At 65.9% G+C, this 22,683-nt stretch carries 27 protein-coding genes and 2 pseudogenes; 15 read left to right on the plus strand and 14 right to left on the minus strand.

Features of this window, described 5'->3' with window-relative positions; all coding sequences use genetic code 11:
* Positions 1-84: 84 nt before the first annotated feature.
* From WDW90_RS21835 to WDW90_RS21850, 3 genes are all read right to left on the minus strand, one after another.
* A complete protein-coding gene (locus tag WDW90_RS21835) occupies positions 85-855 on the minus strand; it encodes a recombinase family protein (protein WP_336489570.1) in 771 nt (256 codons plus the stop codon).
* Positions 794-1,012, minus strand: a complete 219-nt coding sequence (locus WDW90_RS21840; RefSeq protein ID WP_336489571.1) for a hypothetical protein — start codon at positions 1,010-1,012, stop codon at positions 794-796. Before WDW90_RS21840 ends, WDW90_RS21835 begins: the two co-directional genes overlap by 62 nt.
* A 367-nt stretch (positions 1,013-1,379) precedes the next feature.
* On the minus strand, positions 1,380-1,760 hold the full coding sequence (locus WDW90_RS21850) for a hypothetical protein (protein ID WP_336489572.1): 381 nt from the start codon (positions 1,758-1,760) through the stop codon (positions 1,380-1,382).
* Between the two features lie 109 nt (positions 1,761-1,869).
* Here WDW90_RS21850 and WDW90_RS21855 point away from each other — a divergent pair.
* The 3 genes and pseudogenes from WDW90_RS21855 to ctrA all read left to right on the plus strand — a co-directional run.
* Positions 1,870-2,335: pseudogene (locus WDW90_RS21855) on the plus strand (recombinase family protein); the annotation flags it as partial.
* Positions 2,336-2,340: 5 nt separating this feature from the next.
* Positions 2,341-2,775, plus strand: coding sequence for a hypothetical protein (locus WDW90_RS21860; protein ID WP_336489573.1), 435 nt, complete (start codon positions 2,341-2,343; stop codon positions 2,773-2,775).
* Positions 2,776-2,893: 118 nt separating this feature from the next.
* Positions 2,894-3,595 (plus strand): response regulator transcription factor CtrA, encoded by a 702-nt coding sequence (gene ctrA / locus WDW90_RS21865; protein ID WP_336489574.1) that lies wholly within the window; start codon positions 2,894-2,896, stop codon positions 3,593-3,595.
* 560 nt (positions 3,596-4,155) lie between these two features.
* On the opposite strand, the pseudogene WDW90_RS21870 reads toward ctrA, so the two are convergent.
* A pseudogene (locus WDW90_RS21870) lies at positions 4,156-6,106 on the minus strand (hybrid sensor histidine kinase/response regulator).
* Positions 6,107-6,641: 535 nt separating this feature from the next.
* On the opposite strand from WDW90_RS21870, the gene WDW90_RS21875 reads away from it, so the two are divergent.
* A complete protein-coding gene (locus tag WDW90_RS21875) occupies positions 6,642-6,794 on the plus strand; it encodes a DUF3309 domain-containing protein (RefSeq protein WP_336489575.1) in 153 nt (50 codons plus the stop codon).
* Between the two features lie 3 nt (positions 6,795-6,797).
* On the opposite strand, the gene WDW90_RS21880 is transcribed toward WDW90_RS21875, so the two are convergent.
* Entirely contained in the window at positions 6,798-7,382 is a 585-nt protein-coding gene (locus WDW90_RS21880) for a hypothetical protein (RefSeq protein WP_336489576.1), read from the minus strand.
* Between the two features lie 382 nt (positions 7,383-7,764).
* A complete protein-coding gene (locus tag WDW90_RS21885; RefSeq protein ID WP_336489577.1) occupies positions 7,765-8,067 on the minus strand; it encodes a hypothetical protein in 303 nt (100 codons plus the stop codon).
* A 557-nt stretch (positions 8,068-8,624) separates the two neighbouring features.
* Between WDW90_RS21885 and WDW90_RS21890 the strand changes: the two genes are divergently transcribed.
* Positions 8,625-9,203, plus strand: coding sequence for a hypothetical protein (locus WDW90_RS21890; protein WP_336489578.1), 579 nt, complete (start codon positions 8,625-8,627; stop codon positions 9,201-9,203).
* Between the two features lie 66 nt (positions 9,204-9,269).
* Here WDW90_RS21890 and WDW90_RS21895 read toward each other — a convergent pair whose 3' ends face one another.
* Positions 9,270-10,139, minus strand: a complete 870-nt coding sequence (locus WDW90_RS21895) for a DUF3102 domain-containing protein (RefSeq protein WP_336489579.1) — start codon at positions 10,137-10,139, stop codon at positions 9,270-9,272.
* A gap of 722 nt (positions 10,140-10,861) precedes the next feature.
* On the opposite strand from WDW90_RS21895, the gene WDW90_RS21900 reads away from it, so the two are divergent.
* Positions 10,862-11,257: a hypothetical protein gene (locus WDW90_RS21900; RefSeq protein ID WP_336489580.1), complete on the plus strand. Its 396-nt coding sequence runs from the start codon at positions 10,862-10,864 to the stop codon at positions 11,255-11,257.
* A complete protein-coding gene (locus tag WDW90_RS21905; RefSeq protein ID WP_336489581.1) occupies positions 11,254-11,424 on the plus strand; it encodes a hypothetical protein in 171 nt (56 codons plus the stop codon). Before WDW90_RS21900 ends, WDW90_RS21905 begins: the two co-directional genes overlap by 4 nt.
* Positions 11,425-11,443: 19 nt before the next feature.
* On the opposite strand, the gene WDW90_RS21910 is transcribed toward WDW90_RS21905, so the two are convergent.
* Positions 11,444-11,608, minus strand: a complete 165-nt coding sequence (locus WDW90_RS21910; RefSeq protein ID WP_336489582.1) for a hypothetical protein — start codon at positions 11,606-11,608, stop codon at positions 11,444-11,446.
* 120 nt (positions 11,609-11,728) lie between these two features.
* Here WDW90_RS21910 and WDW90_RS21915 point away from each other — a divergent pair, with 120 nt between their 5' ends.
* The 6 genes from WDW90_RS21915 to WDW90_RS21940 all read left to right on the plus strand — a co-directional run bounded on the left by WDW90_RS21915 (position 11,729) and on the right by WDW90_RS21940 (position 13,942).
* Positions 11,729-12,289 (plus strand): nucleoside/nucleotide kinase family protein, encoded by a 561-nt coding sequence (locus tag WDW90_RS21915; RefSeq protein ID WP_336489583.1) that lies wholly within the window; start codon positions 11,729-11,731, stop codon positions 12,287-12,289.
* A 178-nt stretch (positions 12,290-12,467) separates the two neighbouring features.
* Positions 12,468-12,608 (plus strand): hypothetical protein, encoded by a 141-nt coding sequence (locus WDW90_RS21920; RefSeq protein WP_336489584.1) that lies wholly within the window; start codon positions 12,468-12,470, stop codon positions 12,606-12,608.
* 1 nt (position 12,609) lies between these two features.
* A complete protein-coding gene (locus WDW90_RS21925; protein WP_336489585.1) occupies positions 12,610-12,873 on the plus strand; it encodes a hypothetical protein in 264 nt (87 codons plus the stop codon).
* A 19-nt stretch (positions 12,874-12,892) separates the two neighbouring features.
* Complete coding sequence (locus tag WDW90_RS21930; RefSeq protein ID WP_336489586.1) at positions 12,893-13,141, plus strand: hypothetical protein; 249 nt, start codon at positions 12,893-12,895, stop codon at positions 13,139-13,141.
* Between the two features lie 27 nt (positions 13,142-13,168).
* Positions 13,169-13,606, plus strand: coding sequence for a hypothetical protein (locus tag WDW90_RS21935; RefSeq protein WP_336489587.1), 438 nt, complete (start codon positions 13,169-13,171; stop codon positions 13,604-13,606).
* A gap of 186 nt (positions 13,607-13,792) precedes the next feature.
* The gene (locus WDW90_RS21940; RefSeq protein ID WP_336489588.1) at positions 13,793-13,942 is read left to right on the plus strand and encodes a hypothetical protein; all 150 of its coding nucleotides are present in this window, start codon (positions 13,793-13,795) and stop codon (positions 13,940-13,942) included.
* Positions 13,943-14,437: 495 nt separating this feature from the next.
* Here the strand turns inward: WDW90_RS21940 and WDW90_RS21945 are convergent, their stop codons facing one another.
* The gene (locus WDW90_RS21945; RefSeq protein ID WP_336489589.1) at positions 14,438-14,680 is read right to left on the minus strand and encodes a hypothetical protein; all 243 of its coding nucleotides are present in this window, start codon (positions 14,678-14,680) and stop codon (positions 14,438-14,440) included.
* Complete coding sequence (locus WDW90_RS21950) at positions 14,677-15,345, minus strand: nucleotide-binding protein (RefSeq protein ID WP_336489590.1); 669 nt, start codon at positions 15,343-15,345, stop codon at positions 14,677-14,679. The genes WDW90_RS21945 and WDW90_RS21950 overlap by 4 nt, the downstream gene beginning before the upstream one ends.
* A 740-nt stretch (positions 15,346-16,085) precedes the next feature.
* On the opposite strand from WDW90_RS21950, the gene WDW90_RS21955 reads away from it, so the two are divergent.
* Positions 16,086-16,880: a hypothetical protein gene (locus WDW90_RS21955; RefSeq protein ID WP_336489591.1), complete on the plus strand. Its 795-nt coding sequence runs from the start codon at positions 16,086-16,088 to the stop codon at positions 16,878-16,880.
* Between the two features lie 19 nt (positions 16,881-16,899).
* Here WDW90_RS21955 and WDW90_RS21960 read toward each other — a convergent pair whose 3' ends face one another.
* The 4 genes from WDW90_RS21960 to WDW90_RS21975 all read right to left on the minus strand — a co-directional run bounded on the left by WDW90_RS21960 (position 16,900) and on the right by WDW90_RS21975 (position 20,588).
* On the minus strand, positions 16,900-17,112 hold the full coding sequence (locus tag WDW90_RS21960; RefSeq protein ID WP_336489592.1) for a hypothetical protein: 213 nt from the start codon (positions 17,110-17,112) through the stop codon (positions 16,900-16,902).
* A 44-nt stretch (positions 17,113-17,156) separates the two neighbouring features.
* A complete protein-coding gene (locus WDW90_RS21965; protein ID WP_336489593.1) occupies positions 17,157-18,341 on the minus strand; it encodes an AraC family transcriptional regulator in 1,185 nt (394 codons plus the stop codon).
* A 177-nt stretch (positions 18,342-18,518) separates the two neighbouring features.
* Positions 18,519-18,866 (minus strand): hypothetical protein, encoded by a 348-nt coding sequence (locus WDW90_RS21970; protein WP_336489594.1) that lies wholly within the window; start codon positions 18,864-18,866, stop codon positions 18,519-18,521.
* 366 nt (positions 18,867-19,232) lie between these two features.
* On the minus strand, positions 19,233-20,588 hold the full coding sequence (locus WDW90_RS21975) for a TAXI family TRAP transporter solute-binding subunit (RefSeq protein ID WP_336489595.1): 1,356 nt from the start codon (positions 20,586-20,588) through the stop codon (positions 19,233-19,235).
* A 539-nt stretch (positions 20,589-21,127) separates the two neighbouring features.
* On the opposite strand from WDW90_RS21975, the gene WDW90_RS21980 reads away from it, so the two are divergent.
* A complete protein-coding gene (locus WDW90_RS21980; protein ID WP_336489596.1) occupies positions 21,128-22,363 on the plus strand; it encodes a patatin-like phospholipase family protein in 1,236 nt (411 codons plus the stop codon).
* Positions 22,364-22,683: the final 320 nt, after the last annotated feature.

Below are 22,683 nucleotides of genomic sequence, written 5' to 3' on the forward strand. Positions count from 1 at the left end.
CTCGGATAACGAAGCTCGCTTCGATCGTAGCGGGCCCGGTTCTCGGTCGTCCACATCGGCAGCCTCCACACAGGCCGCCTTGAATCATAAGCCACTGACATCGCTCAATATGTCGCCGGACAGACACTGAGCATAGATCTGGCCCGTATAGGTCGGATTGCGCAGGATGCCGCGGATCGTGGGCGTCGACCAGCGCGGCGCACGCGAGGGCGTGGGGACGCCGCGGCGGTCGAGGTGCACGGCCAACTGCATCAACGAGGATCCGGGTTCGCGGTACAGGGCGAACAGCTCGGCCACGACGGCGGCCTCGGCTGGTTCGGTCACGACCCCTGTGGGATCGCGCGGCCGATCTGGGCTGAGGCGGTAGCCATAGGGCGCGTAGGTCCAGAGCAGCAGCAGGCCGGCCCGCAGCTTGGCCAGCCGCCCGCGACGCATGCGCTCGGCGATCAGCGTGCGTTCGTACTCGGCGACAGCACCGCGGATCTGAAGCAGCAGGTGGTCGTGCGGATCATCGCTCATGGGCCGGTCAAGGAAGGCGGCGACGCAGCCGGAACGCGCCCACTCTTCCAAGAGGACCATCTGGTGCACGTAATTGCGCGCCAGACGGTCGGGCGCGGTGACGAGGACGCGATCGATCTCATGCGCCTTGATGGCATCCCGCAGGCGATCGAGCCCTGGGCGGGCCAGCGCGGCGCCGCTGTAGCCGTCATCCCGGAACACGTGAGCAGGGTCGAGGTGCCAGCCCGCGTCACAGTGCGCCCGTACGTGGGCAGTCAGACGCTCAAACTGCTGCTCAATGGTCTGGTGCTCGACCTGATGGCTGGTCGAGACGCGGGCGTAGATGGCTACGCGCATGGGCTGCCTCCGACAGGTTCGGCCTCGGCGTCTCGGCCGAGGCGGACGGAATCGTCGCCCACTGCAGGAGGAGCTGATAGGCCCGGTCCCAGCGCTGCTGGCCGGTCGCGGTCGCCATGCCGCTGCGCCGGACGTGCCACGGGCGCTCGCGCGACATGCTCTCCTCCCCGGTGGGTAACCTCACCGGGAACCTGGAGTCGGCCGCTGCTGGGTTGCGGACCGCGCCGCCAACTCAGCGCGAGCTGCACTGTCCGCGTCAGGCAGAACTTGTCATTTGCGATAAGGCCATTGACGTCACCTTCCGGGAGCACGACGGTCGCGTGCGCGACCAGCGTGCGGCTCGCAATCTTGCTGTCTTACGCAGGATGGCGATCAATCTTGTCGGGCGCGATGGCTCAACCAAGGCCAGTGTGCGTGCCAGGCGGAAGGGCCGCCTGGGACAACGACTACATGCTCCAGCTCCTAGCGGGTTCGCTTATCCGCCAGTCGGTCGAGGGGAGACGCACTCGTGTTGGCCCCTGTCGTTAGTGGAGCCTCTCCCCGCTCCAGCGATCGCGTCCGGCCCAGTAAGGGCACAACGGACAGGTCGGTCCGTGGTAGTCGATCCCTTCCTCGTGCGGGCAACCAATGATCCGGTCCGCCATCGCGACCGAGCGCACGCCAAAACCGTCCATGTAGGCCAACACCTCCTCGGCCACCCGGGCGTCCTCGCGCACATCGCCCGGCTCGGCGAACCATCGCTTCAGTTCGACCGCCTCCTCGTTCTCGGCCAGAACGATGCCGACCGCCAGCTTGCTCGCCCGGCGGTTATCCGGCCCGTAGAAGGCGACCGTGGCCACCGGGAAGCCCCGAAAGCCTTTCTTGGCCTTCTTGGCCAGCCGCTTGCGTGCTTGCTCCCGGAACATGCTTTCCCCGTTCAGCTGTCCGGCCCTGCTACACAGTCACACAAGTTGGCCTTGAGCCAAAGGCCTCAGGGACCAGGCCTCAGGCTCAGAATTTCGTGCGTTGCCCCTGGGCACCAAGCGGCCCGTCTTCGAGGCGGCGCTGGCCTACCTGCGTCCAGACGACGTGCTGGTCGTGTGGAAGCTCGACCGCCTCGGTCGCTCCCTCGTCGAGATGATGCGCACCATCGACGCCCTGCGCCGGGAGAAGGTCAACTTCCGCAGCCTGACCGAGCAGTTCGACAGCGACACTGCCCACGGCGGCTTCGCCCTGCAGATGCACGGGGCCATGGCCGAGTACTTCCTCGACCTCAACCGCGAGCGCACCTTGGAGGGCCTGAAGGCGGCCCTGGCCCGCGGTCGCAAGGGCGGCCGGCCCAGGAAGCTGTCCGAGGCCGACATCGAGGCGGGCCGCGCGCTGCTTGCGGCCGGCACCATCCTCGGTGGCGGAGATCGCCCGGCGCCTCGGGATCGCGCGCTACACCTTCTACAGCTACTTCCCGCGAGCCCGGGCGAGCAGCCAGCGCGGTCAGGGGTGAATGCGATGCCGATCCGGCGCGAGCACCGCTTCTTCTACCCCATCGACTGGCCTCAGCTCTCGGCCGTGATCCGCTTCCGTCGGGCCGGCGGCCGGTGTGAGGTCTGCGCACGCCCGCACGGCCAGCGCGTGTTCCACCTCGGCGACGGCCGCTGGTGGGACGCCGAGGCTGCCTCCTGGCGCGATGGACGTGGACGGATCGTCTGTGTGGCCGTCGGCGCGGATGACGTGCTCGGCCAGGTGCGCACGACGCGGGTGGTGCTGGCCGCAGCCCACCGCGACCACGACACCAGCAACAATGCCGAGCGCAACCTCGCGGCCTTCTGCCAGCGCTGTCATCTGCTCCACGATCGGCCCGAACACCGGCGGCGGCGATGGCTCACCCTGTTCCGGAGGAAGGCGCTGGGGGACCTGTTCCGTGGGCCGTACTCTGGCCCATAAGGCCAGCGCGAACACGCCCACCGGATCCAACCCGGCCCTGCGATATGCCGCGGCCAAGCCTTAACGGTTTGTTGCCCGTATCCGGTTAGGAAGTGTCAATCTTTGGAGGATCTTCCGTATGCGCGTGCTGCTGGTTGAGGATGAGGTCTCGATCGCGCAGAGCATCGAGCTGATGCTGAAGTCCGAGAACTTCAACACCTACACCACCGATCTCGGTGAGGAGGGCGTCGATCTCGGCAAGCTGTACGATTACGACATCATCCTGCTCGACCTGAACCTGCCCGACATGTCGGGCTACGAGGTGCTGCGTTCCTTGCGCGTCGCCAAGGTCAAGACGCCGATCCTGATTCTCTCCGGCATGGCCGGCATCGAGGACAAGGTGAAGGGTCTCGGCTTCGGCGCCGACGACTACCTGACGAAGCCCTTCCACAAGGACGAGCTCGTCGCCCGCATCCACGCCATCGTGCGACGCTCGAAGGGCCACGCCCAGTCGGTCATCACCACCGGCGACCTGATCGTGAACCTCGACCAGAAGACCGTCGAAGTCTCGGGCTCGCGGGTCCACCTGACCGGCAAGGAGTACCAGATGCTGGAACTCCTCTCCCTGCGGAAGGGCACGACGCTCACGAAGGAGATGTTCCTCAACCACCTCTACGGCGGCATGGACGAGCCCGAGCTGAAGATCATCGACGTCTTCATCTGCAAGCTGCGCAAGAAGCTCGCCAATGCCTCCGGTGGGCAGAACTTCATCGAGACCGTCTGGGGCCGAGGATACTCGCTGCACGACGGTATGGTCGAGATGCGGGCCATGGCCGGCTGAACCCTGAGCTCAAGATGTTCTGGCGGTTCCGGAAGAGCGGCTGGCTGTAGCAAAGGATTTCGGAAGCATCATCGGGATGGCACCAGGTGCGACCTTCGTGGAGCGGGTTCGTTTCGCTTCAATCCAGGTCCGGCGCCGCGGGAAGCGATTCTTTACGCTGGGGAAATCACCCCTGAAGGAAATTCGAAGCGAAACGCAAGGCGCAAAAATTTTCTGGCGCTAGCGAGATGCCGGGCTCGTGCGGACCCTCGGGCCTGCCCCCCTCGGGGAAGGACCCGGGCAAGGGGGTGGGGGTAGGGGATGGCATGGCAGGGGTCAGGGCGCCGCGAGGCTGAGCCGTGGCGGCTGACGCTGCCCACGGGGGGCCGGCCCCCGTTGGCGCTCCTGCCTACAGCGCTCCCCCGCAGACCGCGAAGCGATAGCCGTGTCCCTTGCCTCTCAGCCTTCGGGTCAGGCGCTTGGTGTTGCCAAAGGCATCGCGGTAGCTAGGGGTCGAACTCTGCAGCTTGGTACCCGTCTGATGGGACGATCGCGGCCGCACTGCGCCTTGCATCGCTCTGTCAGGACTCGATCAACTGGCGAATGCGGCCAGCGAGAGCCTCCATGGCGAACGGCTTGGTCATAACGTGCATACCGGGATCGAGGTGACCGTGGCTCAGCACCGCATTCTCAGCGTAGCCGGTGATGAAAAGCACCTTCAGATCGGCGCGCACCACCCGGGCGGCGTCGGCCAATTGCCGTCCATTCAGCCCGCCGGGAAGCCCGACATCGGTCACCAGCAAATCGACGCGACTGCTGGAGTTTAGCACCTTCAGTCCCGAGGCGCCGTCCTCCGCTTCGATTGCAACGTAGCCGAGATCGGCCAGAACCTCACTCACCAGCATCCGGACAGTTGGTTCATCATCCACCACTAGGACCGTCTCGCCTTCGCCGCGCGGCACGTCGGAGATTTCAGCCGACGAATGCGCTTCGTCCGCTTGGCCCAGATGCCGAGGCAGGTAGATGCAGACCATCGTTCCCTGGCCGGGTTCCGAGTAGATGCTGACTGCCCCTCCCGATTGCTTGGCGAAGCCATAGATCATCGAGAGCCCCAGCCCGGTGCCGACGCCGATCGGCTTGGTGGTGAAGAACGGATCGAATGCCTTCGCCTGCACCTCGGGTGTCATGCCCACGCCGGTGTCCGACACGCACAACGAGATGTACTGGCCTGGCTCGACGCCACGTTCCTCAGCCATGCGCTGGTCGAACCAGCGGTTGCCGGTCTCAATCGTGATCTTGCCGCCGTTCGGCATCGCGTCGCGCGCGTTGATGCAAAGGTTCAGGATCGCGTTCTCTAACTGGCTAGGATCGATCAAGCTGGGCCACAGCCCGGCCGCGTTGACCGTCTCCAGCTCGATCTGCGGCCCGATTGTGCGAGCGATCAGGTCCCCCATGCCCACCACGAGCCGCCTAACATCGGGTCGGCTTGGGCGCCAGCGTCTGCCGGCGCGAGAAGGCCAAGAGGCGATGCGTGAGGGCGGCGGCACGATTAGCGGCACCCCGCGCCGCGGCAATGTACTTCTCGACCTCCGCGCTTCGCCCTTGCGCCATGCGCATGTTGATGAGTTCTAGCGATCCCGAGATGCCGGCGAGAAGGTTGTTGAAGTCGTGGGCGATCCCGCCTGTGAGCTGGCCAACCGCTTCCATCTTCTGGCTTTGCCGCAGCATTTCCTCGCGGCGCAGCTCCTCAGTGATGTCCCGCCCGACCGTGTAGAAGGTTCCGGCCCCCGGTGTGCCTTCGGGGACTGCGGACCAAGCGAATAAAACGGGCTCGCCATTCGATTTCAGCAGCCTGACTTGGAACTGGTGCACCGGCACGCCCCTGCTGAGCGCGGCCACGACGTCGGCCGTTACGGCAAGGTCGTCCGGATGGATGATTTCCGCGAAGGGTTTTGCGAGGAGCTCTTCATCCGAACGGTGCAGGGTACGAGACCATGCGGGATTGATGGACTTCAAGTACCCGTCAAATGTTGCCACCCCGAAGAGATCGCGTGACATGTCAAAAAGGCGCTGGCGCTCCGCCGAAGACTGACGCTCGGCTAGAACTTGAATTGTTGTTTCCACGCACGTGCAAAACATGCCCGCAACAAGCTCTTCATCGTTGCGTATCGGCGAATAGGAAAAGGTCCACCATGTGTCCTCCCGGAACCCCTTTCGTTCCATGGTGAGTGGCAGGTTCTCGGACCAGGTCGCTTCTCCTGCGAGGGCGCAGTCGATCAACGGCTTGATGTCATCCCAGATGTCCCACCAGACCTGATGAAACGGCCGCCCTAGAGCTGCGGGGTGCTTGTCGCCGAGGATCGCCGCATACGCGTCGTTGTACAGGAAGGTGAGGTCCTGCCCCCAGGCGATGAACATGGGTTGTCGGGAGCTCAGCGCGATGTCCATTGCGGTCCTGAGCGACCGCGGCCACGCGTCTCGCGAGCCCAGCAGCGTCGCCGACCAGTCAAAAGCCTGGATTCGGTCGCTCATGGTCGAGAACGCAGGGCCCTCGGGCGTACCCGGTCACAACTCGCTCAACAGGCACCCACAGCTCCCCGGCGACCCTACTGCTATCCCTGGACGCGAGCAGCCAGAACCCGGTGAAGAGCTAAGCGTTCCCGTTCGGTAGGGAGGCCGAACTCCTTGCCTCACTCAACCGAACGGCCAAACCTAAAATGGGATGCCCAGGTCTCTCTACAGGGTGCTGAGCTTTCCCGCCATGGCGGGCTTGGTCGCAGTCGGGACTTCAGCCTGCCAGTTGGCGGTTGTCTGCAATCCACCCGTTGCGGTCCATCGGCATGCGTACCAAGCGTCAGATGTCAACTACTAGCAGCGTGAGGCGTGGGGACATTGGCCGCCGGGCTGACGAGGTTCGGGGAGATGCTGGCTCAGCTTACCTCAACCAGCGTCCCTGCTGCCTCGCACTCGGCGAAGGCCGCGGCGAGGTGGTGGAAGGTGGCAATCACGGTCTCGGTCGGTGCCACGTTGGGCCTCGTGCGTTGTCAGCGGGATAGGAGGGCACCCGATGTCGCTCCCCGCGATCATCCTGACCCTGGTCGTTCTCGGCGCGTTCGGCGGCACCTTCCTGGGTGGGCCGGCCTACTACACAGGCGGCTTCACGCTCGGCGGCATCCTGCTGGTCATCTTCATCGTGCTGCTCGTGACGCGGCGGCTGTGACCGTCAGCGGCGGGTCCGCATGGCGCGGCGCACGGCCACGGGGAACTCGCGCCGCATCTCCTCGCGGAAGAAGCGGTCGAAGTCTTGCTCGAGCGGCACGTCGGGTTTGATGCGGACGGTCGGCGTCAGCTTGTAGAGGAGGGTCAGCTTGCGATGCTCGCCCTTGCCCGAGGCGCGGAAGATCAGGCCGTCTTTGACAACCTTCCGCTTCGGGTCGATGGCGCTGGGCCGCATGTTGGCGGCCACGCCCCGCGAGGTCTTGCGCACCGCGCTGGTCGGGACCGCGAACCGGCCCTTGGCCTGGGCGATGCCGCCGTGGGCGTGGAGCGCGATCTTGGCCCGGCCGAGGCTGTCGTAGAGGGAGACTTGCAGCCTCCCCTTGGTGGCTATGTCGATCGCCATCGCGGCCTTGAAGAAGCCCTTGTTGCGGTTGGCGGTGTGCGCGGCCCAGGTCTCCGTCGCCAGTCGGCTTTCGGTTGCGGCCGCGGCCTTGTTGAGGGCCAGCGAGATCGCGAAGGGGAGCTGATCGCGGGCCGCCTTCATGGCGTCGGCGGCGCGCTCGAAGTCGCGCAGGTCGAAAGTCGGCATCGGCGCCTCCCGGCCTAGAACGCCCGGCGTAGAACAGCACGGCGCGGGCGAGCTGGATGGCGAACGTGGGCGGGCGGTGAGGGCGAAGCGAGGGCGTAGAGAGTGGTCGGTGTCGAAAGCAAAATCGTTTCACTTTTGTCGCCAGACTCTATCGCCGCGCGCATGTAGTTTTGAGCCGAGCGTGAGGTGAGCCACAGTTCCGCCTCGACCCCTATCTCGAACAAGCTGTGGCCCAGTCGCTCATTGATCGCGAGAAGGCCGTCTCCCGTGTCTATGACGAACACGCGATTGCGACTTCGATAGGTCTCGACAATGGCCTTCGCATCCCGGGCGGTCCGGCATCCATCTGACTGTAGTCGAAGGGAGCTGCTGGACGCTGCTATTAAGTGATCTCCTGTGGGTGATCGGTGGCCTCGATCAGGCCCATGCTGGTGAGCTCGCGTCGCATGCGCTTCGGAAGCTTCCGCGCCGGCTGGCGAGGGGGCGCGTCTGAGCGCGCGCCCATCTCGGGCTCGGGTTCGTCGAGGACAGGATGACCCACGCGTTCATAGAGAACGAGGTCGCCGCTCTTGAGCTCGAAGGCAACGAACTTGCGCCCGTTGCGCTCGGCGTCGAACCACGTCTTCCCACTTGGCCCGCGGCGGGCCCGGAGGCTCAGGACCAGCTTCAGGTCAGCGGAAGGCATCGCGCGCCTCCATGGTCGCGAGGGCGCGATAGCTGTTGGCGCCGAGGAGTGGCCGGGTCAGCGACAGGGAGCGGGGCGCCAACGTCCAAGGCGGGCGGCTGTCCTCGAACAGTTCGTTCCAGCTGGGCGGCGATAGGTCCGGCGCCTGGACGAGGACGGCCCGACATGGGCGCTCGGGCTCGAAGCCCGGCTCCCACGTCAGTCCTGTCCCGTGCCTCGTTGCAGCCGGCGTCGGGGCGGCGGGGGCGCCCTCCGGCGCGCGCCCGGCGACCTGTGGCGTTGTCTTGCCCTATCCCTTGCGCGACGGCGTGGACAGATTCGTGCACAGCCTTAGACGCCTTAGATCTCACCGGTAGGTGAGTAGGGTGGCTACGAATTCGTCCACGGAGCTGTTCAACGATTGCCGCCCGCTCCTCAGGGGAGTGCCGGCCGTACCACTCGGCTCGCCCGATACCCTCTGCCTGCCAGGGTTTGAGGGCAGCGATGGATAAGCTGCGTGGCGTCGCGCCTTTATCCGCACGGGTCTTCCTTGCGGAGGCTGCCCGTGATGCTCGCCGGTGTCGGTCGTAATCGGCCTTGGTCCATCCGGCTGCCCAGATCGTGGTGATGCCCCGCACCCGCCGTACGGTTTCGGTCAGGCGGAGGATATCGCCGGCCGCCCGGGCACTGAAGAAGTGCATCGTCCTGGCGGTGGTGACAAAGGCATGAACCCACCGGCGGCCGCGGAGAGCGACAAGGCGGGGGCATTTCTTCAGGATCCAGGAGACGATCGCAGCAGCCTCACGGTCCGGCTCCGCAAGGGCGACCAAGCAGGGCGCGATCACGAGCAGGAAGGCTTCTTCCTGCTCGGCAGTGAGAGAGCCTTCACCACGGGCATGATGAAGAAGCCCCTCGACCTCAAGCTTGCGCATCAGGGTGCGGAAGTCGGTCGGCGACTTGTAGGAGCCCAGGACCGCCTTCCCGACCAGAACGGGACCGCTGCGACGGGTTTGGGTGCCGGAAAAATGCGTGGACTGTCGAGTTTGACCTTCCGGTCGCGTGCCGGAAATGCTACTTTGCATCGCGAAGACTTCCTACACCTTCACGTCACGAAAACCGTCCTGGGGACTGTCCTCCCCAGGACGGTTTTCGTTTGACTTGGCGGGCGCGCAAAACCGTCGCCTCGGTCTCGCTGGTGGCAAAAGCGGGCACGGCGACGCTGGTCACGCAAGACTGTTTCCACGGCTCGAGCTGGCAGTCCCTGGCGGATGGGGCGGTAGCCTCGGAGCCCTCCGCTCGAATGGAAGCATCGGCTCATCAGCGGGAACGGGCAAAGCTCTGAGCGCTGCGGCCCTTGCGCTTCCAGCCAACTCCTCTGCCCGCGTGATAACCCCCTGCACCCAACCCGAAGCTTTGGCCAGCTGCAGGAAGCGGGGCAGGTGCTTGCCCATCTTCTCGACCAGGAACAGTGCGGCCACTTCCCTCTCTGCAGCTTCAGCGCGCGCCCGCTTCTCACGCTCTGCTCTCTCACGATTCAGTTGGACTTCGCGCTCAGCCTTGCGGCGGGCTCGTGACTTCCGGTGCTTCGCCTCGGCGGCTTGCTGTTCCGGACTGAGAGCGGCCCAGCGCGCGGCTTCCTTTTCCTCAGCAGCCCTGCGCTTGGCCTTTTCCTTGGCGTCCTCGACCATCGCCTCGATGGTCTTGGGAGGGAGGGACTCGTGAGCCTCCAAACGGCGCACGATGTCCTCCCGGACGTGGGCGGGAGTAGAGGATGCCGCCAGCCGGTAGAGGGTCGTCGGCGGCAAATGCGAAACGATTTCGCATTTGTGCCCAAGCTGTGCGGCGGCCTGCATGAAGTTCTGAGCGGTGCGGGGCGTCAACCCCATCTCAGCCTTCACCCAGCTCAGGAACTGCCCGTGGTCGAGCCGCTCCTTCATGGCAAGCAGATCGCGGCCAGTGTCGATCACGTAGGCCTGAACTCGGCTGCGGTATCGCGCGGCGACTGACCTCGCTTCCTGCGCCACTTCGGGCTCTAACTGGCCGTAATCGAAGGGCGCGAGCAGTTGCGCCTCGATGCGCTGCATCATGTTCATACCCGCACCTCCTGCCTGAGGCGCACGCTAGGACCAGCTGGCGCATCCGCATCCACGAAGACAACCCCCAGCGTTTCGAAGGTCATCCGCAGGACACGAACGTCTGCTGGCATTGTCGCCCGCGCTTCATTCTCGAAGCTGCGGATCGTTGGCGCACTAATGCCTGCGCGCTCAGCTATATCTTCGGGCTTCAGCTTCAGTAGGCCGCGCGCGGCCCGGGACTGTTCTGGTGTCATCATGCAATAATGGATGAGTCCTTCCGGGCGATTTGTGAATCGGCGGAAAGGAGATGTTCACCGATAAACGTGTGCCAAAACAACACATCGGCCCGACCTCTCATAGCTCCACGTCGCGAGAGCAGGCCATTGCAGGCGTGGCCGAGGCGAGTAGTGGTCCCCCGATGGTCCTCGGAAATCGCCCCTTGACCTTCCCTCGCTGGGAAGCCCCACATCACCGTGACGCCATTCAATGAGCAGGCTCGTCATGTGGGCCCGTTGCAAAGTTTTTCCGGCCGACATGCGAGCCGCGCGAGACCGCAGCACAGCCTAACTTTTGGTTGTAGATTTGGGTTGTACGGCGATCAAACCCCTACCTCTGGCTGAATGGAGACGGGTTCGGCAGAGCGCAATTCGCTCGCAAACCGCGCGTGGAAAAACTTTGCGGCAGGCCCCCGGGAGGTTGAGGTCCGGTTCCTGCCCGACAACCACGACCCCGACGCCGCGGTGGCGCTGGCGATCCACTACGCCGCCAACCCGCGCATCCGGATCGACGACGACCCCTCGCTCCTCTGGTCCTACCGCTTCGGCCGCTGCCTGTTCGGGGCCACCCACGGGCACACCATGAAGCCCGAGGCGGTGGCGATGCTGCTCGCCACCGACCGGCCCCAGGATTGGGGTGAGACGTGCTTCCGGCACTTCTTCTTCGGCCACATCCACCACGACACGGGCCGCGAAGTCGGCGGCGTCCGGGTCGAGTCCTTCGGGACGATCGCCGGCAAGGACGCCTTCGCCCACGGCGGCGGCTGGCGGGCCGGCCATAGCCTGCCCGCCCTCACCTTCCATCAGGACGAAGGCCCCAAGGGGCGCCACTACGTCAACTTCGTGCCGAGGGCCGCATGATCGCCTGGACGCGCTACGTGCTGCATGCCATGCGCCCGGCCTACGAGGCGCTCGGCTGGGTGCTGTCGGACGACATGGCCGGGACGCCGCACGGCTACTATGCCGTCCTGATGCTCTGGGCCGGCGACGGCGAACCCGTCGAGCCCCCGAAGGAGGCCCACCCATGATCCTCGGGCTCGCCGGCGCTTAGGGCTCCGGCATCGGCAGCGGCTTGGGGGCGAGCGTTGCGTGCGAGTTGGTCTCTACGCTGGCTGCGGGGTGCACGACCGTCGCGTTGATGGCGACGGCCCAGACCGCGACACACAACAGCACGAGACCGAGCATCACGATCCGGTCCACGATCCCTTCCATGCGGGTGCTCCTTCGGTGAGCCCTCGGGACTTCCCGTGTCTGGCTGCTCTCCCGTCCCAGGTGAGCGCAGGAAAGACCAGCCGCTACCTGTGAACATTCACACTCCCGATGGAGCACGTCATGATTATCGGGCTCGCCGGTGCGGCCGGCTGCGGCAAGACCACCGCGGCCGGCTACCTCGCGGAACGCTACGGCTACACGCGGATCCGGTTCTCGGGCCCGCTCAAGAACATGCTGCGGTCCTTCTTCCGCGACTGCGGCCTGTCCGAGGCCGAGATCGAGCGGCGCATTGAAGGCGACCTCAAGGACGTACCGGACCCGCTACTCGGCGGGCAGACCCCGCGCGAGGGCATGATCGGGATCGGCTACGATTGGGGCCGCGACAAGATGCACCCGCACATCTGGACGAACGCTTGGCAGGCGTCGGCCCAGGCGGCGCTTGTCGGCGGTGTCCCCGGGGTGGTCGCCGAGGACGTGCGCAACCCCGAGGAGGTGGACACCATCCACGCGCTCGGCGGCACCGTGGTCCGCATCCGCCGGCCCGGCCTCGCAGTCGGGAGCCACATCTCGGAGGCGCAGAGCTTCCGGGTCTACGCCACCATTCACAACGACGGGCCGGTCACGATCCTGGCCGCCCGGCTAGAGGGGATACTGAACCGCTACGAACGCCTCGCTGGCTGACCGACACCGCAGAGAACCCGCCCGCGCCCCGATCAGTGCGAGGCGCCCCTGGCCCCCTCCCCCGCGGAGGGGGCCTTTTTTGCGTCTGCTAGGCGCACAGACTGTCAGATCTATCAGGGTGAAGACACGGCCGCGCCCAACCAAGTCTCGGGGAACACTAATCCTACGGAGACCTGAGATGACGCTGTTTATTTTAGCGACGATGCCAGTGGAGGCCTATGAGGACGAGCGCGGCTTGTGGAGCCTCGCCGGCTCATACAGCAAGGGGACGATTGATTGGCACCGTCTGCCGCTCTGCCACGACGGTGAGGATTACTGACATGAAGAAGAGCAGGATCCGCGCCGCAGCCGCGCTTGCCCTCGTTCTTGGGTTCTCGGGGACGGCTCTGGCCAGCGGCGACGGCCTCGATCCCTGGGCCGCATCCGAGGGCAACGACCGCACGGGCGGGGTGGACAGCGGCCCCTACGATCCGCCCCGCTTCAACAGCTACCTCCAGGCTTACGGCACCAACGGACCCAATGCTCCGTTCCGGCCCCTCCAGGGTCGGCGGGTTCATCACGCCCGCTCCGGTGAGGGGTACTGACATGAGGAAGATCACTCGCATGTCGGGCGCCCTGATTGCAGCACTCGCGGTTGCTTCAGCGGCGACCGTCCCGGCCTTCGCTCAAAGCAGCAACCTCAACAGCATCAACAATTCGCTCGCCTCTCAAGCAGAGACCCGCGCCATGATGCAGCAGCAGACTACCGACTTCGACACGGCGCTCATGCGGTCCGAGAGCGGCCAGATAAACCAGCAGCCCGTCCAGAACGGCTATTACATGCTGCCGCACATGCACGCGACGCATCGCTAGCCGGGCGTGTACTTCGGAATTCTTGGCATGAACAAGATGACTTTAGCGTCGGCCGCCTTGATGGCCGCGCTCTCTCTTGCGCCCGTCTCAGCGTTCGCACGCGGCGGCGGTGGGGGTGGCGGCGGCATGGGCGGCGGCGGTCATGGCGGCGGCTTCGGGGGCGGCGGCTTCGGCGGGGGCGGTGGCTTCCACAGCGGTGGCTTCGGGGGCCTCGGCATGGGCGGCGGAGCGATGTCCGGACGCGGGGCCATGGCCGGCGGGTACGCGGGCGGAATGCGGGGTGCGGGCGTGCACAGCGGACCCGTCGCCCGACACGGTTCCGCCGTTCACCACTACGCAGGCCGCCGTCACGTGGGCCGTCGCCGCTATGCGAACGCTTGCGCCCTTGGGTACGTCTACGGCCCCTACGGCACGACTGTTCCGCCCTACTGCGGCGGCACCTACAGCTACGGCTACCCCTACTGACGCCCTGAAAGCCCGTCTGCTGCCCTGCTAACGGCTGCGAGAGGCTCCCCGATGCTCCGCTCCCTGCTTCGCGGCCTGCGAGACTGGCTGCTTGAACTCGCCGTCCGCGCGGCTTTCCGCTGGGCGCTGGGCACGCTCTGTCCAACCTGAACATGGTCAGGTTGGGCTTAATACCAGGAGAAAGTTATGGCTCTGCAGCTTATTGCCGACGCCTTAGTGATCAATGCAATGCTCGTCGTGGGGGTTGCAGACTATCTAACGGAACGGGAAGAGGAAAAGGCTCTCCTGGGCACGCCATCGGAGCCCGAAGCCGTTGAAGCCGTCTCCGGAATGTAGACCGGCATGATCCACAAGCACGACGGATGCCGCACGCTGGCGGTTCCGACCGAGCTGCTGCCCTTCACCGCGGCGCGATGGACGAGGCGATCACGTCGCTTCTAGCGGCCGTTCTCGTCGGCTTCGCAGGCCCCCTCCCCCGTGGAGGGGGCCTTTTTTGCGTTCGGGGGATGCGCGGGCCGGGACTTGGGCCGGCGCCTCGACGCTCTCCGACCCGTCGAACAGGGCGGCTTCGTCCTCCGCCAGATCGGCCGGGCGCTCTCCGCGCAGCTCGGCTAGTGCGCCCAAATCATCCTCGCTCAGAGGGATCGGTTCGCCCACGAATGTCCCGCGCACCGCGCTCTCCTCGCGTTCAGTGGGTAAGCGGGCCGGCCTTCTCCAGCTCGCGTTGAATGCAGGGTCTAATGGCGTGCTCATCATGGCGTCTTGTTGGCGCGACCCTGATCCATACGAACCGCGCAACCGTGGAACCGCGGTCCGTATGGTCCGCGGTTGCTAGGCATTGCGGGCGCGGTAGTCCTCCCACATCCGCACGAACAGGTCGGACATGCTAATATCGCGCTCGGCGGCGTAGGACTTGAACGAGCGGCGCACGTCCGGCGTCACCTGCACGGGGAGCTGAACCTTGCCGCTGCCCGAAGCCTTCTGAAGGTTGGTGCTGGTATCCGTGTCGGTCGGCGGGGCACCCTTGGTGAGCTTGGTCGGGCGGCTCAGGGCGGGCACGGTGACGGAGCTCATGCGGCCTTCTCTTCGTTCGATTGCTGGGATTGGAGCGGGGCAATAAGGCTGGCGAACAGCGCACGGGCGCGCTCGTTCAGGGTCGGGAAGCCGGTTTCGCTGACCGAGAAGCCAACGTCACTCGCGCGACGGTAGGCGACGCGCTCAGGCAGAGAGCCCTTGGCAACCGGATAGCCAGCCTTGGCGATGTACTCACGGGCCTCGGCCGTTTCGGCCTCGCTGTCGCCCGTGCGGGTCAGGGCAAAGATCACCTTGTCGGTCGGCACGCCTGTCTTGCGCAGCTCGTGGGCGAGGCGCACCGACGGTTCGAGGTCATCCAAGGCGCTCCCGGTTGGAATGACGACCAACTGAGCGGCCTTGGCGACCCGGTGGGTGTCGGCCGTTGCGTGCGGTGCCCCGTCCAGCACCATCACGTCAAAATGGTCGGCCTCGGCGATCGCTTTTTCGACGCGCTGGTAGCCCTCCACGCGGATCTCTGGGGTGGTCTGGGCGGCGTGGCGGCGCTGCATCCAGTGAAAGCTGGTGGCCTGCGATACGTCCAGATCAGCGATCTTCACATCCCACGTCGCTCCGTCCATGCGGGCGAACTCGGTCGCGAGTAGGCGCGCAATGGTGCTCTTACCGACCCCGCCCTTCTGCGACACGACTCCGATGATGTAGGCCATGAACGCGCTTCCTCGTTTCGTCGCTGTCTCGGTTCGTAGGTTCCGCGGCAAAGGTTAACGACCGATAAACCGACGTTCCTACGGGCCGCGGGATCGCGGCACCTCTTAAGCCCTGTTCGTCGGTTCGTACGTGGCGCGGAAGCCACGTTGCGCGCTTGCGCGGCAACGCTGGACCTCCCGACCGAGGTCTCTCAGTTTGTAGGTCCATAGGATGCGCGGCACCGAGGAACCTACTCACGTAGGCTGCGCGGCAACGCTGAACCGCGATGCGTATGTCCCGCGGGGCGTGGGTTCGTAGCTCGCGCGGGAACGCTGGATCGCGATGCGTGGGTTCGTAGCTCGCGCGGCAGCGAGGGACCGCGCTCCGTATGTTCCGCGGTGCGTAGGTCCAGAGGTTGCGCGGCAGCGAGGGATCTACACACCGAGCTCTCTCGGTTCGTAGGTCGGTAGGTTGCGCGGCAGCGCGGCCCTTCGTTTACGGCTCGTTTGCAAAGGCGGCGGGTCCGAGCGTAGCGTGGCCGCTTGGCGATTCCGCCAGGAGAAGGAGAGGGCCGCGACGAGGTAAGGCACAGGCCAGACATAGAGCGACCCCCGAAGGCGGGAACCTTCGAGGGTCGGGGTCTCAGATCCGGTGTGCTGACCAACTAGGCACATCCTCTCACAACTGAGTTTGGAGTCAACAGCCCCGTTCGGGCTGAGCGCTCCCGCTTTGCCTGCGCGGCCGACCGAGAGGTTGTGCCGTGAATAAACCCCTATGCCTCCAACTGGAGGCGACCATCGGCCGGGCGCAGGGGACTGCGCTCGATGCGGTGACGCGCGCGCTCTGGGCCGCCCACGCCGCGGGCCAGTGCAGCGACGACGAGGCAACCCGCCTGGACGCGGCGATCCAGGCCCGCAGGCTGCTGGAGCGCGCCACCCCGCGGGGCGCTGGCGGGCAGGGACCGCTTAAGGCGACCCTGACCCGCCGGAAGCTGCAACGCCCGCCCATGCGCAGCGTCGCGGTCGAGCGGCGGCGCCGACTCGCGGCCTCCGGCCCCATGCCCCCGGCGCTGGCGGCGCGGTTCACCACCGGCGAGCTGGCGGTCCTGCGCATCGTCGGGGACGAGGTTCAGGCGCGGGGCTGGTGCGAGCTGTGCCTGGACGCCATCGCAGCGAGGGCAGGGGTCTGCCGGTCCACCGCCCGCAACGCGCTCGCCCAGGCGCGGCGGTTGGGCATGGTCGAGCGCCAGGAGCGGCGGCGCCCTGGGGCCAACTCCCTGACCAACGTGGTGACCATCGTGGACCGCGAGTGGCTGGCGTGGTTGAAGCGGGGAGGGGGGGGTGGGCGCAAAACGCTGCGCCCCACGGATAACAAGAGGTTTACGAAGGGCGGAATCGGCCCGGTCGCGGCCAATAGGGCAGGCCCTATTGGAACGCTGGCATCAAAGGCGGGTAGGTCGCCGTTATGCCCGGCGTTTGCATCGGTGAGCGGGTCGGTAGCGTTCTGTTTGTCAGTCGGGGAGGCGAATACCGCGGAGTGTGGTCCTTGCGACTGATCGCGCGCCGCTGCGTTCGTTAGTAGCCCTGCAAGGCTCCGAGCGCCGTCCGCTGCGCCCGCAAGAGCGTGAGGTGAACCTCGATATCTCGCAGCGCCTGCTCGGCCGCGGCGGTGTCTTGACCATGCCTCATCTGATCCGCGATGCGCGCAAGTTGCGCAATCTGAAATCTCTCCTTCTCGGCGATGTACCGCTTCGTGAGAGCCAGCTCATAGGCGGCCGACCACGTCATGGTACACCTCCATTGCTACGGCCGGTCCGCCACACCCGCGAGCATCACAAGAGCGCCGGCCCAGGCGTGAACATGCCGCTGCATCCGCTGGCCCTCCGTCCGCGCGGGCGAGGATCTTCGTAGCGTTGGTCGCGCATCGCCTCCGGTCGGTTGGCCTGCCGCCATGCACTCGGCGTCATGCCCGCCCAGCGCCGGAAGGCGTGCGTGAAGGCGGCCGGCTCCGAGAAGCTCAGGGTGGCCGAGATCTGTGCGAGGGTCATGCAGGTGTCGGCCAGGAGCTTCTTGGCCACTCGGAACTGAGCCTCGTTGGCAAGGCGCCGGAAGCTCGTGCCCTCGGCCTGCAGGTGTCGGCTCAAGGTGCGGCGGTTCACCAGCCGCAGGCGCGCCACCCCCTCTGCTTTGCAGCGCTGCCGGGTCACCACGGTCTGGAGGTACTCGCGAAGCTTGTCCGTCAGCGAGGACGGCTCTGCGGCCTCAAGCCGGCAGATGCGCTCCTCCACCCTCTGGCGCACTGCCGGATCCGCACCCGCGATCCGCTGCGCCAGGAGTTCTGCTGAAAACACCAGGGAGGCGGTTTCCGCGTCGAACCGGACGGGGGCGTGAAAGAAGCTGACATACGGGCCCGTGTCGCGCGGGGCCGAGCGCGGCAGCAGCGCCTCCAGGGGCGCCCAGTCGGGCCCGCATAGCGCCCGCAGGACATTGGTCACCATGGCGAGCCCGCGTTCCGCGTGATGGGCGGCGCCTTCGGCTTCCGGCTGATGAGGGGCATAGTTGAGGACGACGATGTCGTCGTAGACCCCGAGGCCGACCGCCGCGCCCCGGTTCTGCACGCACAGATGGGTTTCGAGGGCCCGCAGGGCTTCCCCGACCGTGTCCGAGCTGCGTATCAGCCGGCCGAGGAGCCCGAGCGAGGCCAGCGTGGTGCGCTGCCCGACCAGGAGCCCGAGATGGGGGCAGCGCGTGCGGTCGACCGCCAGAGCGATGAGGTGACCGACATCCGTGAACGAGACGAGCCTGTGGCCGCCGTCGAAGAGCCGTGGATCGAGGTCTGCTTCGGTGAGGAGGTCGTCGAGATCGGCCCCGAGTTCGACCAGGACGGCGTGGAGCGCCTGCACGATGTCAAGCTGGATGAAGCCGGCAGGAGGCGCTTTCTCAGCCGCGTCAAAGCCCTCGTCCGCGGCCGCCCCGTTCGGGCCGTCCTTGGTATGTAGCCCGACAGAGGAGAGCATGGCGGTATCCTCCCGCCACCAGATGATCGGATGCAGACAATCGTGCTTGATCAAATGGGACAGGAGAAGTCGTTCTTTGCGCGTGAGCCGCTCTTTGCCTGCCGCTCTACGTTGTGACGTCTCGCAGCGCGGGCGCTGATGCCTCTCGCATGCGGGCAATACGCCCAGGCTTCGGCGTCAGTGCTTTGCGTCTGCCAGGCTGCCGTTGACGAGGGTAAGGTCTGCGCCCGGCGCAGCAGGCGCTTCCCCGTCAAAGATGGCCTTGATGACTTGGGCGACGCTGGCGCCCACGTCCGGCGGTTGGATCGACCGAGCTCGCTGAACAGCCTCTGCCCTCAAGACGTCGGGGTCCACGAGGCCGGCACGCTCCAGCTCGTGCACCAGAAGCGCGTTCATCACCAACCCCGCGATGGCCTGATGTGCCGTCGCCGCCAGGGCCTTTCCAGCCTGCGCTGTACTCTCCGCCTGCATCAGAGCCAGTTCGGTCAGCTGCGCATTGGTGAAGGGGTCGTCGATGTCGCTCATGCCATGCGCCGCGGAAGTGTTGGAGCCTCCATGTGCCGACCGGCAGCGGATCAACGATGGGCCGGCTGAGGAATGGAACCCCCTGCTCATTCTTGCTGTTCCCGCGTGCACTGCCTGATTGGATGAGACGTGGGCATCGGTTGAGCGGCGTTAGAGGCTCGCAAGCAGCACGGGGAGCGGGGCACCAAGCGTCAGATGGATCCTGACAAGCTTTCCAGTGGTCAGCCTCTTACCCGCGTGTTGGCTTGTGAAAGCCGAGGATGCCTCGTCCCATAAAGCCCAGCCTGCGAGCGGCGCCGTACCTCCGCTAAGGTCCACACGGGCAAGCCCTATTGGAACACTGTGCAGGGCCCTGACGGTCTCGTCCTACGCCTGCTGGCGGCCTCGGGAGCCCATGTCCCGTGCGTCCGCGCGGCCCGGTGACGAGCCGCTCCCCCGCAGGAGTTCATCCCGCCGCGTCGCGAGCGCATGGTCGATGTAGCTGACGGCCAAGTGGATCACCGCCGCTTGCTGTTCGTTGATGCTGCCGCGCGCCGCCTCGGTCGCAATTCGTCCGACCGTCTCGTCAACGGTGCCTCGGATCTTGTCGAGTTCAGCCAGCGTGCCGGCCTGCTCAATCGAAGAGATGATTTCCCGCGCTCGCGACAGGATGGCGGGAGCGTCCGGGATTTGCGAGAGACCAAGAAAACGCAGGATGACGGCCAGCACGGAGCCGAGTGCGCCCAGCAGCGCCGGCCCGTACCAGACCCAGTCGCCGTAGCGCTCCATCAACGTGGTCTCCTCGCCATCGTAGAAGACCTTGGCACCAGGATGGACCGGGATGATCGCGTCCTTGTCGGTGCTCGCGGTCTGCACCAGCCTGGCGATGGGAGCGTCAGCGGCCAGCTTTTGACGCTCGTCGAAGAGGTTGCGCGTCAGCTGCGTGATTGTGTCGTCCGAGATGGTCCGGTCCGCAACGAGGTAGGTGGCGACCTCAAGCGTGGTGATGCTTTCCTCCGGCAGGGCTGGCGAGCCACCGAACTGACCGGCCGCGATCTCCCCGGCCTCATAGGCCGGTTCCGCTGCCGCGATGGCCTCGGCCTGATCGATCTCCAGGAAGGACAGGTTCCGGTGGCTTGCGCGGCGCACGGCCGCCCAGTTTTCCCTGACCGTCGGCCCACGGGTGGTGGGCACCACAAACAGGAGTGCGTCGACCTTTCGGTCTCGGATCGCGCTGGTGATCTCGACGGGAACGGGCGGGAGCGGCCTTGTCTCGACGGAGACACGGTAGTGGCGCTGGAGGGTGGTGAGGAGCCGGTCGTTCGCGTTTGGCGGCCCGATGACGCCGAGAACCTTGCCGTTGAGATCGGCAAAGTCGCCGACCCTGGTCTTGTTCGGCGTGACGATCACCACCGGATCCTTGTGCAGGATCGCGACCGCGCGAGCCTTCTCCGAGGCCGCCCCGTCACTGCGGATGACGGCGAGTTGCGCCTCGCCTTTGGCAAGCCGGGCGAGCGCTTCCACCGGGCCGGAGGTCAGGATCACGGACAGGCGAACAGGGGCTCCGTCCGCGGCCAAGGCCCGGCTCCAGGCGGCGACGAGCTTTGCATCGTCAAACTCGGCGGGTCCGACGGCCAGGGTCAGGATCGTCGGCTTCGAGGACTGGTGCCAAGCCGCAAGGGCCAGTCCGCCCGCAAGGCACAAGCCGGCCACGACGATGAGCCAACGCAGGGCCTTGCTCATCGACGGGCTGCCCTCTTCCACGCCTCTCCGAAACGCCTGCCTGTCGCCCAGAAAACCCCAGAGAGCTTGAGCTTACAGGTCTGTATCAGTGGCGCCGATCCATCCGTCGATCGTGCCGATCCATCCTTCGGTCCTGCCGATTCACCTGTCGGTCCATCCTTCGGTTCTGCCGACGCTCCATCCCTAGGGTCTGCGTCTTGATGACCAACCCGTCTGCCACGCCAGACGCTTCAACCGCGGGCCGAGAATTGCTGAGTGGAGCAGCCTTGGCTCCGCTTCCCAGTCCAAGCGCCAGCGCCGCAGCGATAGAGAGCCCGGCAAGTTTCAGATACGACATAGCCCTCTCCTCGACTTATCGCGGTCCTCAGAACTGGTACCGCCATCCCATTCTTGCAGTTTCTGCGTGCCACTGCTTGATCAGACGAGCCGCGGCGGGCAGTCGAATGGGGAGCTCCTTCACGATGCGGTAGCTGAGGCGCTTGGCGAAGGCGCCGTATAGGCGCGGCGGTATAATACATTGCAACGTCATGAGGTCCGCAATGTCCGATCCCGGCTTAGCGCCACATGCATCCCGGCCGTCCCGCCGCTCCCTGCTGGCTCTCGCCGCCTGCGGCGCACTGCCCGGCAGCCTTCTCGGCTGTGCTCTCCCGACACGGCTCGCCGCCGTGCCACGCGGGGGCGCAAGTGCCGCAACGGTGCTCGGCGTGCCGAACGAGCGGTTCTTCCCGACTGAGGCCATCGGCCAGGCCGCGCTCCAGCGGGAATTCGTCGAGGCTGTCCAGCGCCAAATCGCGTCGCGCGGCCTCTCGCTGACCACGCCGCTGCCTGATTTGGACCTGCTCGGCCTCTCGGGCGGCGGTGAGAACGGGGCCTTTGGCGCCGGGCTGCTCAATGGCTGGACCGAGCGTGGCGACCGCCCGAGCTTTTTCCTGGTCACCGGCATCAGCACCGGCGCATTGAGCGCCCCCTTCGCCTTCCTCGGCAGCCCCCGCGACGCGCAACTCAAGAGCGTGTTCACTGACATCACACTGGCGGACGTGATGCTGGAGCGCTTCTACACCGCGGCAATCTTGGACGATGCCATGGCGGACAACAGCCCGCTGTTCCGCACGATTTCTCGCTACCTCGACGAGACGATGCTGGCTGAGATCGCCCGGGCCTATGGCGATGGCCGGCTGCTGCTGGTGGCCACCTCCAATCTGGATGCGCAAACCCCGGTGATCTGGAACATCGGCGCCATCGCGCAGAGCGGCCATGCGAGGGCCTTGGATACGGTGCGGCGGATTCTAGTGGCCTCCGCTGCCATTCCCGGCGCCTTCGCCCCGGTGTTGTTCGACGTGACGCTGAACGGGCAGCCCTTTCAGGAACTGCATGTGGACGGCGGGGCTTTCGCCCAGCTCTTTCTGTATCCTGCCAGCGTCTCGCGGTTCCGCCGCGAGCGGCTGGCGCGCGGGCAGCCGACGGCGCCGGCCCGGGCTTGGGTGATCCGCAACGGCCGGCTGGATCCTGAATGGGCCTCGACGGAGCGTCGGACGCTCGGCATTGTCAGCCGAGCGATCACCGCCATGATCGCCGCCAGCGGCTACAACGACGTGTTGCGCATTTATGCCGCCGCCGAGCGCGACGGGGTGGACTACAACCTCGCTTTCATCGGGTCGGACTTCACGTTGGAGCGCGACAAGCCGTTCGACCCATCCTACATGCGCCCGCTGTACGAATATGGCCGGCAGCGCGCATTGCGTGGCGATGCCTGGGTGAAGCAGCCGCCGATCTGAGACCCATCGAGGCCAGCCAGGGCTCGGGCAACACTGCTACTTGAGAAAAGGCTGATCGTTTCTCGATCATTCCGCCCTTCCATCAACCGGAGCTTGCCAAATCTCGGGCCGTCCAACACTGCTGCGCACTCGCCCCGACGGATGAGCCTGTCGCAAACTTTTCCCGGGCGCGGTTTGTGAGTGAATTACGCTCTGCCGAACCTGAAGCGGCCTCTGCGAATTGGACGCTCCATAACGCCCAACCTGCGAATGGGCCGGGATCGCCCGGCATTTTGATTTCCAGACACACAAACCTAACAGGTTGAAGTGCCTGGGAAACC

The sequence above is a fragment of the Methylobacterium nigriterrae genome (assembly GCF_037106235.1).
Classification (GTDB): Bacteria; Pseudomonadota; Alphaproteobacteria; order Rhizobiales; family Beijerinckiaceae; genus Methylobacterium; species Methylobacterium nigriterrae.

What these genes read in the sequence shown, in the direction of transcription:
- WDW90_RS21835 (WP_336489570.1), bottom strand. Translation starts at nt 855, where the DNA reads ATGCGCGTAGCCATCTACGCCCGCGTCTCGACCAGCCATCAGGTCGAG.
- WDW90_RS21840 (WP_336489571.1), bottom strand. Translation starts at nt 1,012, where the DNA reads ATGTCGCGCGAGCGCCCGTGGCACGTCCGGCGCAGCGGCATGGCGACC.
- WDW90_RS21850 (WP_336489572.1), bottom strand. Translation starts at nt 1,760, where the DNA reads ATGTTCCGGGAGCAAGCACGCAAGCGGCTGGCCAAGAAGGCCAAGAAA.
- WDW90_RS21860 (WP_336489573.1), top strand. Translation starts at nt 2,341, where the DNA reads ATGCCGATCCGGCGCGAGCACCGCTTCTTCTACCCCATCGACTGGCCT.
- ctrA (WP_336489574.1), top strand. Translation starts at nt 2,894, where the DNA reads ATGCGCGTGCTGCTGGTTGAGGATGAGGTCTCGATCGCGCAGAGCATC.
- WDW90_RS21875 (WP_336489575.1), top strand. Translation starts at nt 6,642, where the DNA reads ATGTCGCTCCCCGCGATCATCCTGACCCTGGTCGTTCTCGGCGCGTTC.
- WDW90_RS21880 (WP_336489576.1), bottom strand. Translation starts at nt 7,382, where the DNA reads ATGCCGACTTTCGACCTGCGCGACTTCGAGCGCGCCGCCGACGCCATG.
- WDW90_RS21885 (WP_336489577.1), bottom strand. Translation starts at nt 8,067, where the DNA reads ATGCCTTCCGCTGACCTGAAGCTGGTCCTGAGCCTCCGGGCCCGCCGC.
- WDW90_RS21895 (WP_336489579.1), bottom strand. Translation starts at nt 10,139, where the DNA reads ATGAACATGATGCAGCGCATCGAGGCGCAACTGCTCGCGCCCTTCGAT.
- WDW90_RS21905 (WP_336489581.1), top strand. Translation starts at nt 11,254, where the DNA reads ATGATCGCCTGGACGCGCTACGTGCTGCATGCCATGCGCCCGGCCTAC.
- WDW90_RS21910 (WP_336489582.1), bottom strand. Translation starts at nt 11,608, where the DNA reads ATGGAAGGGATCGTGGACCGGATCGTGATGCTCGGTCTCGTGCTGTTG.
- WDW90_RS21915 (WP_336489583.1), top strand. Translation starts at nt 11,729, where the DNA reads ATGATTATCGGGCTCGCCGGTGCGGCCGGCTGCGGCAAGACCACCGCG.
- WDW90_RS21920 (WP_336489584.1), top strand. Translation starts at nt 12,468, where the DNA reads ATGACGCTGTTTATTTTAGCGACGATGCCAGTGGAGGCCTATGAGGAC.
- WDW90_RS21925 (WP_336489585.1), top strand. Translation starts at nt 12,610, where the DNA reads ATGAAGAAGAGCAGGATCCGCGCCGCAGCCGCGCTTGCCCTCGTTCTT.
- WDW90_RS21930 (WP_336489586.1), top strand. Translation starts at nt 12,893, where the DNA reads ATGTCGGGCGCCCTGATTGCAGCACTCGCGGTTGCTTCAGCGGCGACC.
- WDW90_RS21935 (WP_336489587.1), top strand. Translation starts at nt 13,169, where the DNA reads ATGAACAAGATGACTTTAGCGTCGGCCGCCTTGATGGCCGCGCTCTCT.
- WDW90_RS21940 (WP_336489588.1), top strand. Translation starts at nt 13,793, where the DNA reads ATGGCTCTGCAGCTTATTGCCGACGCCTTAGTGATCAATGCAATGCTC.
- WDW90_RS21945 (WP_336489589.1), bottom strand. Translation starts at nt 14,680, where the DNA reads ATGAGCTCCGTCACCGTGCCCGCCCTGAGCCGCCCGACCAAGCTCACC.
- WDW90_RS21950 (WP_336489590.1), bottom strand. Translation starts at nt 15,345, where the DNA reads ATGGCCTACATCATCGGAGTCGTGTCGCAGAAGGGCGGGGTCGGTAAG.
- WDW90_RS21960 (WP_336489592.1), bottom strand. Translation starts at nt 17,112, where the DNA reads ATGACGTGGTCGGCCGCCTATGAGCTGGCTCTCACGAAGCGGTACATC.
- WDW90_RS21965 (WP_336489593.1), bottom strand. Translation starts at nt 18,341, where the DNA reads ATGCTCTCCTCTGTCGGGCTACATACCAAGGACGGCCCGAACGGGGCG.
- WDW90_RS21970 (WP_336489594.1), bottom strand. Translation starts at nt 18,866, where the DNA reads ATGAGCGACATCGACGACCCCTTCACCAATGCGCAGCTGACCGAACTG.
- WDW90_RS21975 (WP_336489595.1), bottom strand. Translation starts at nt 20,588, where the DNA reads ATGAGCAAGGCCCTGCGTTGGCTCATCGTCGTGGCCGGCTTGTGCCTT.
- WDW90_RS21980 (WP_336489596.1), top strand. Translation starts at nt 21,128, where the DNA reads ATGTCCGATCCCGGCTTAGCGCCACATGCATCCCGGCCGTCCCGCCGC.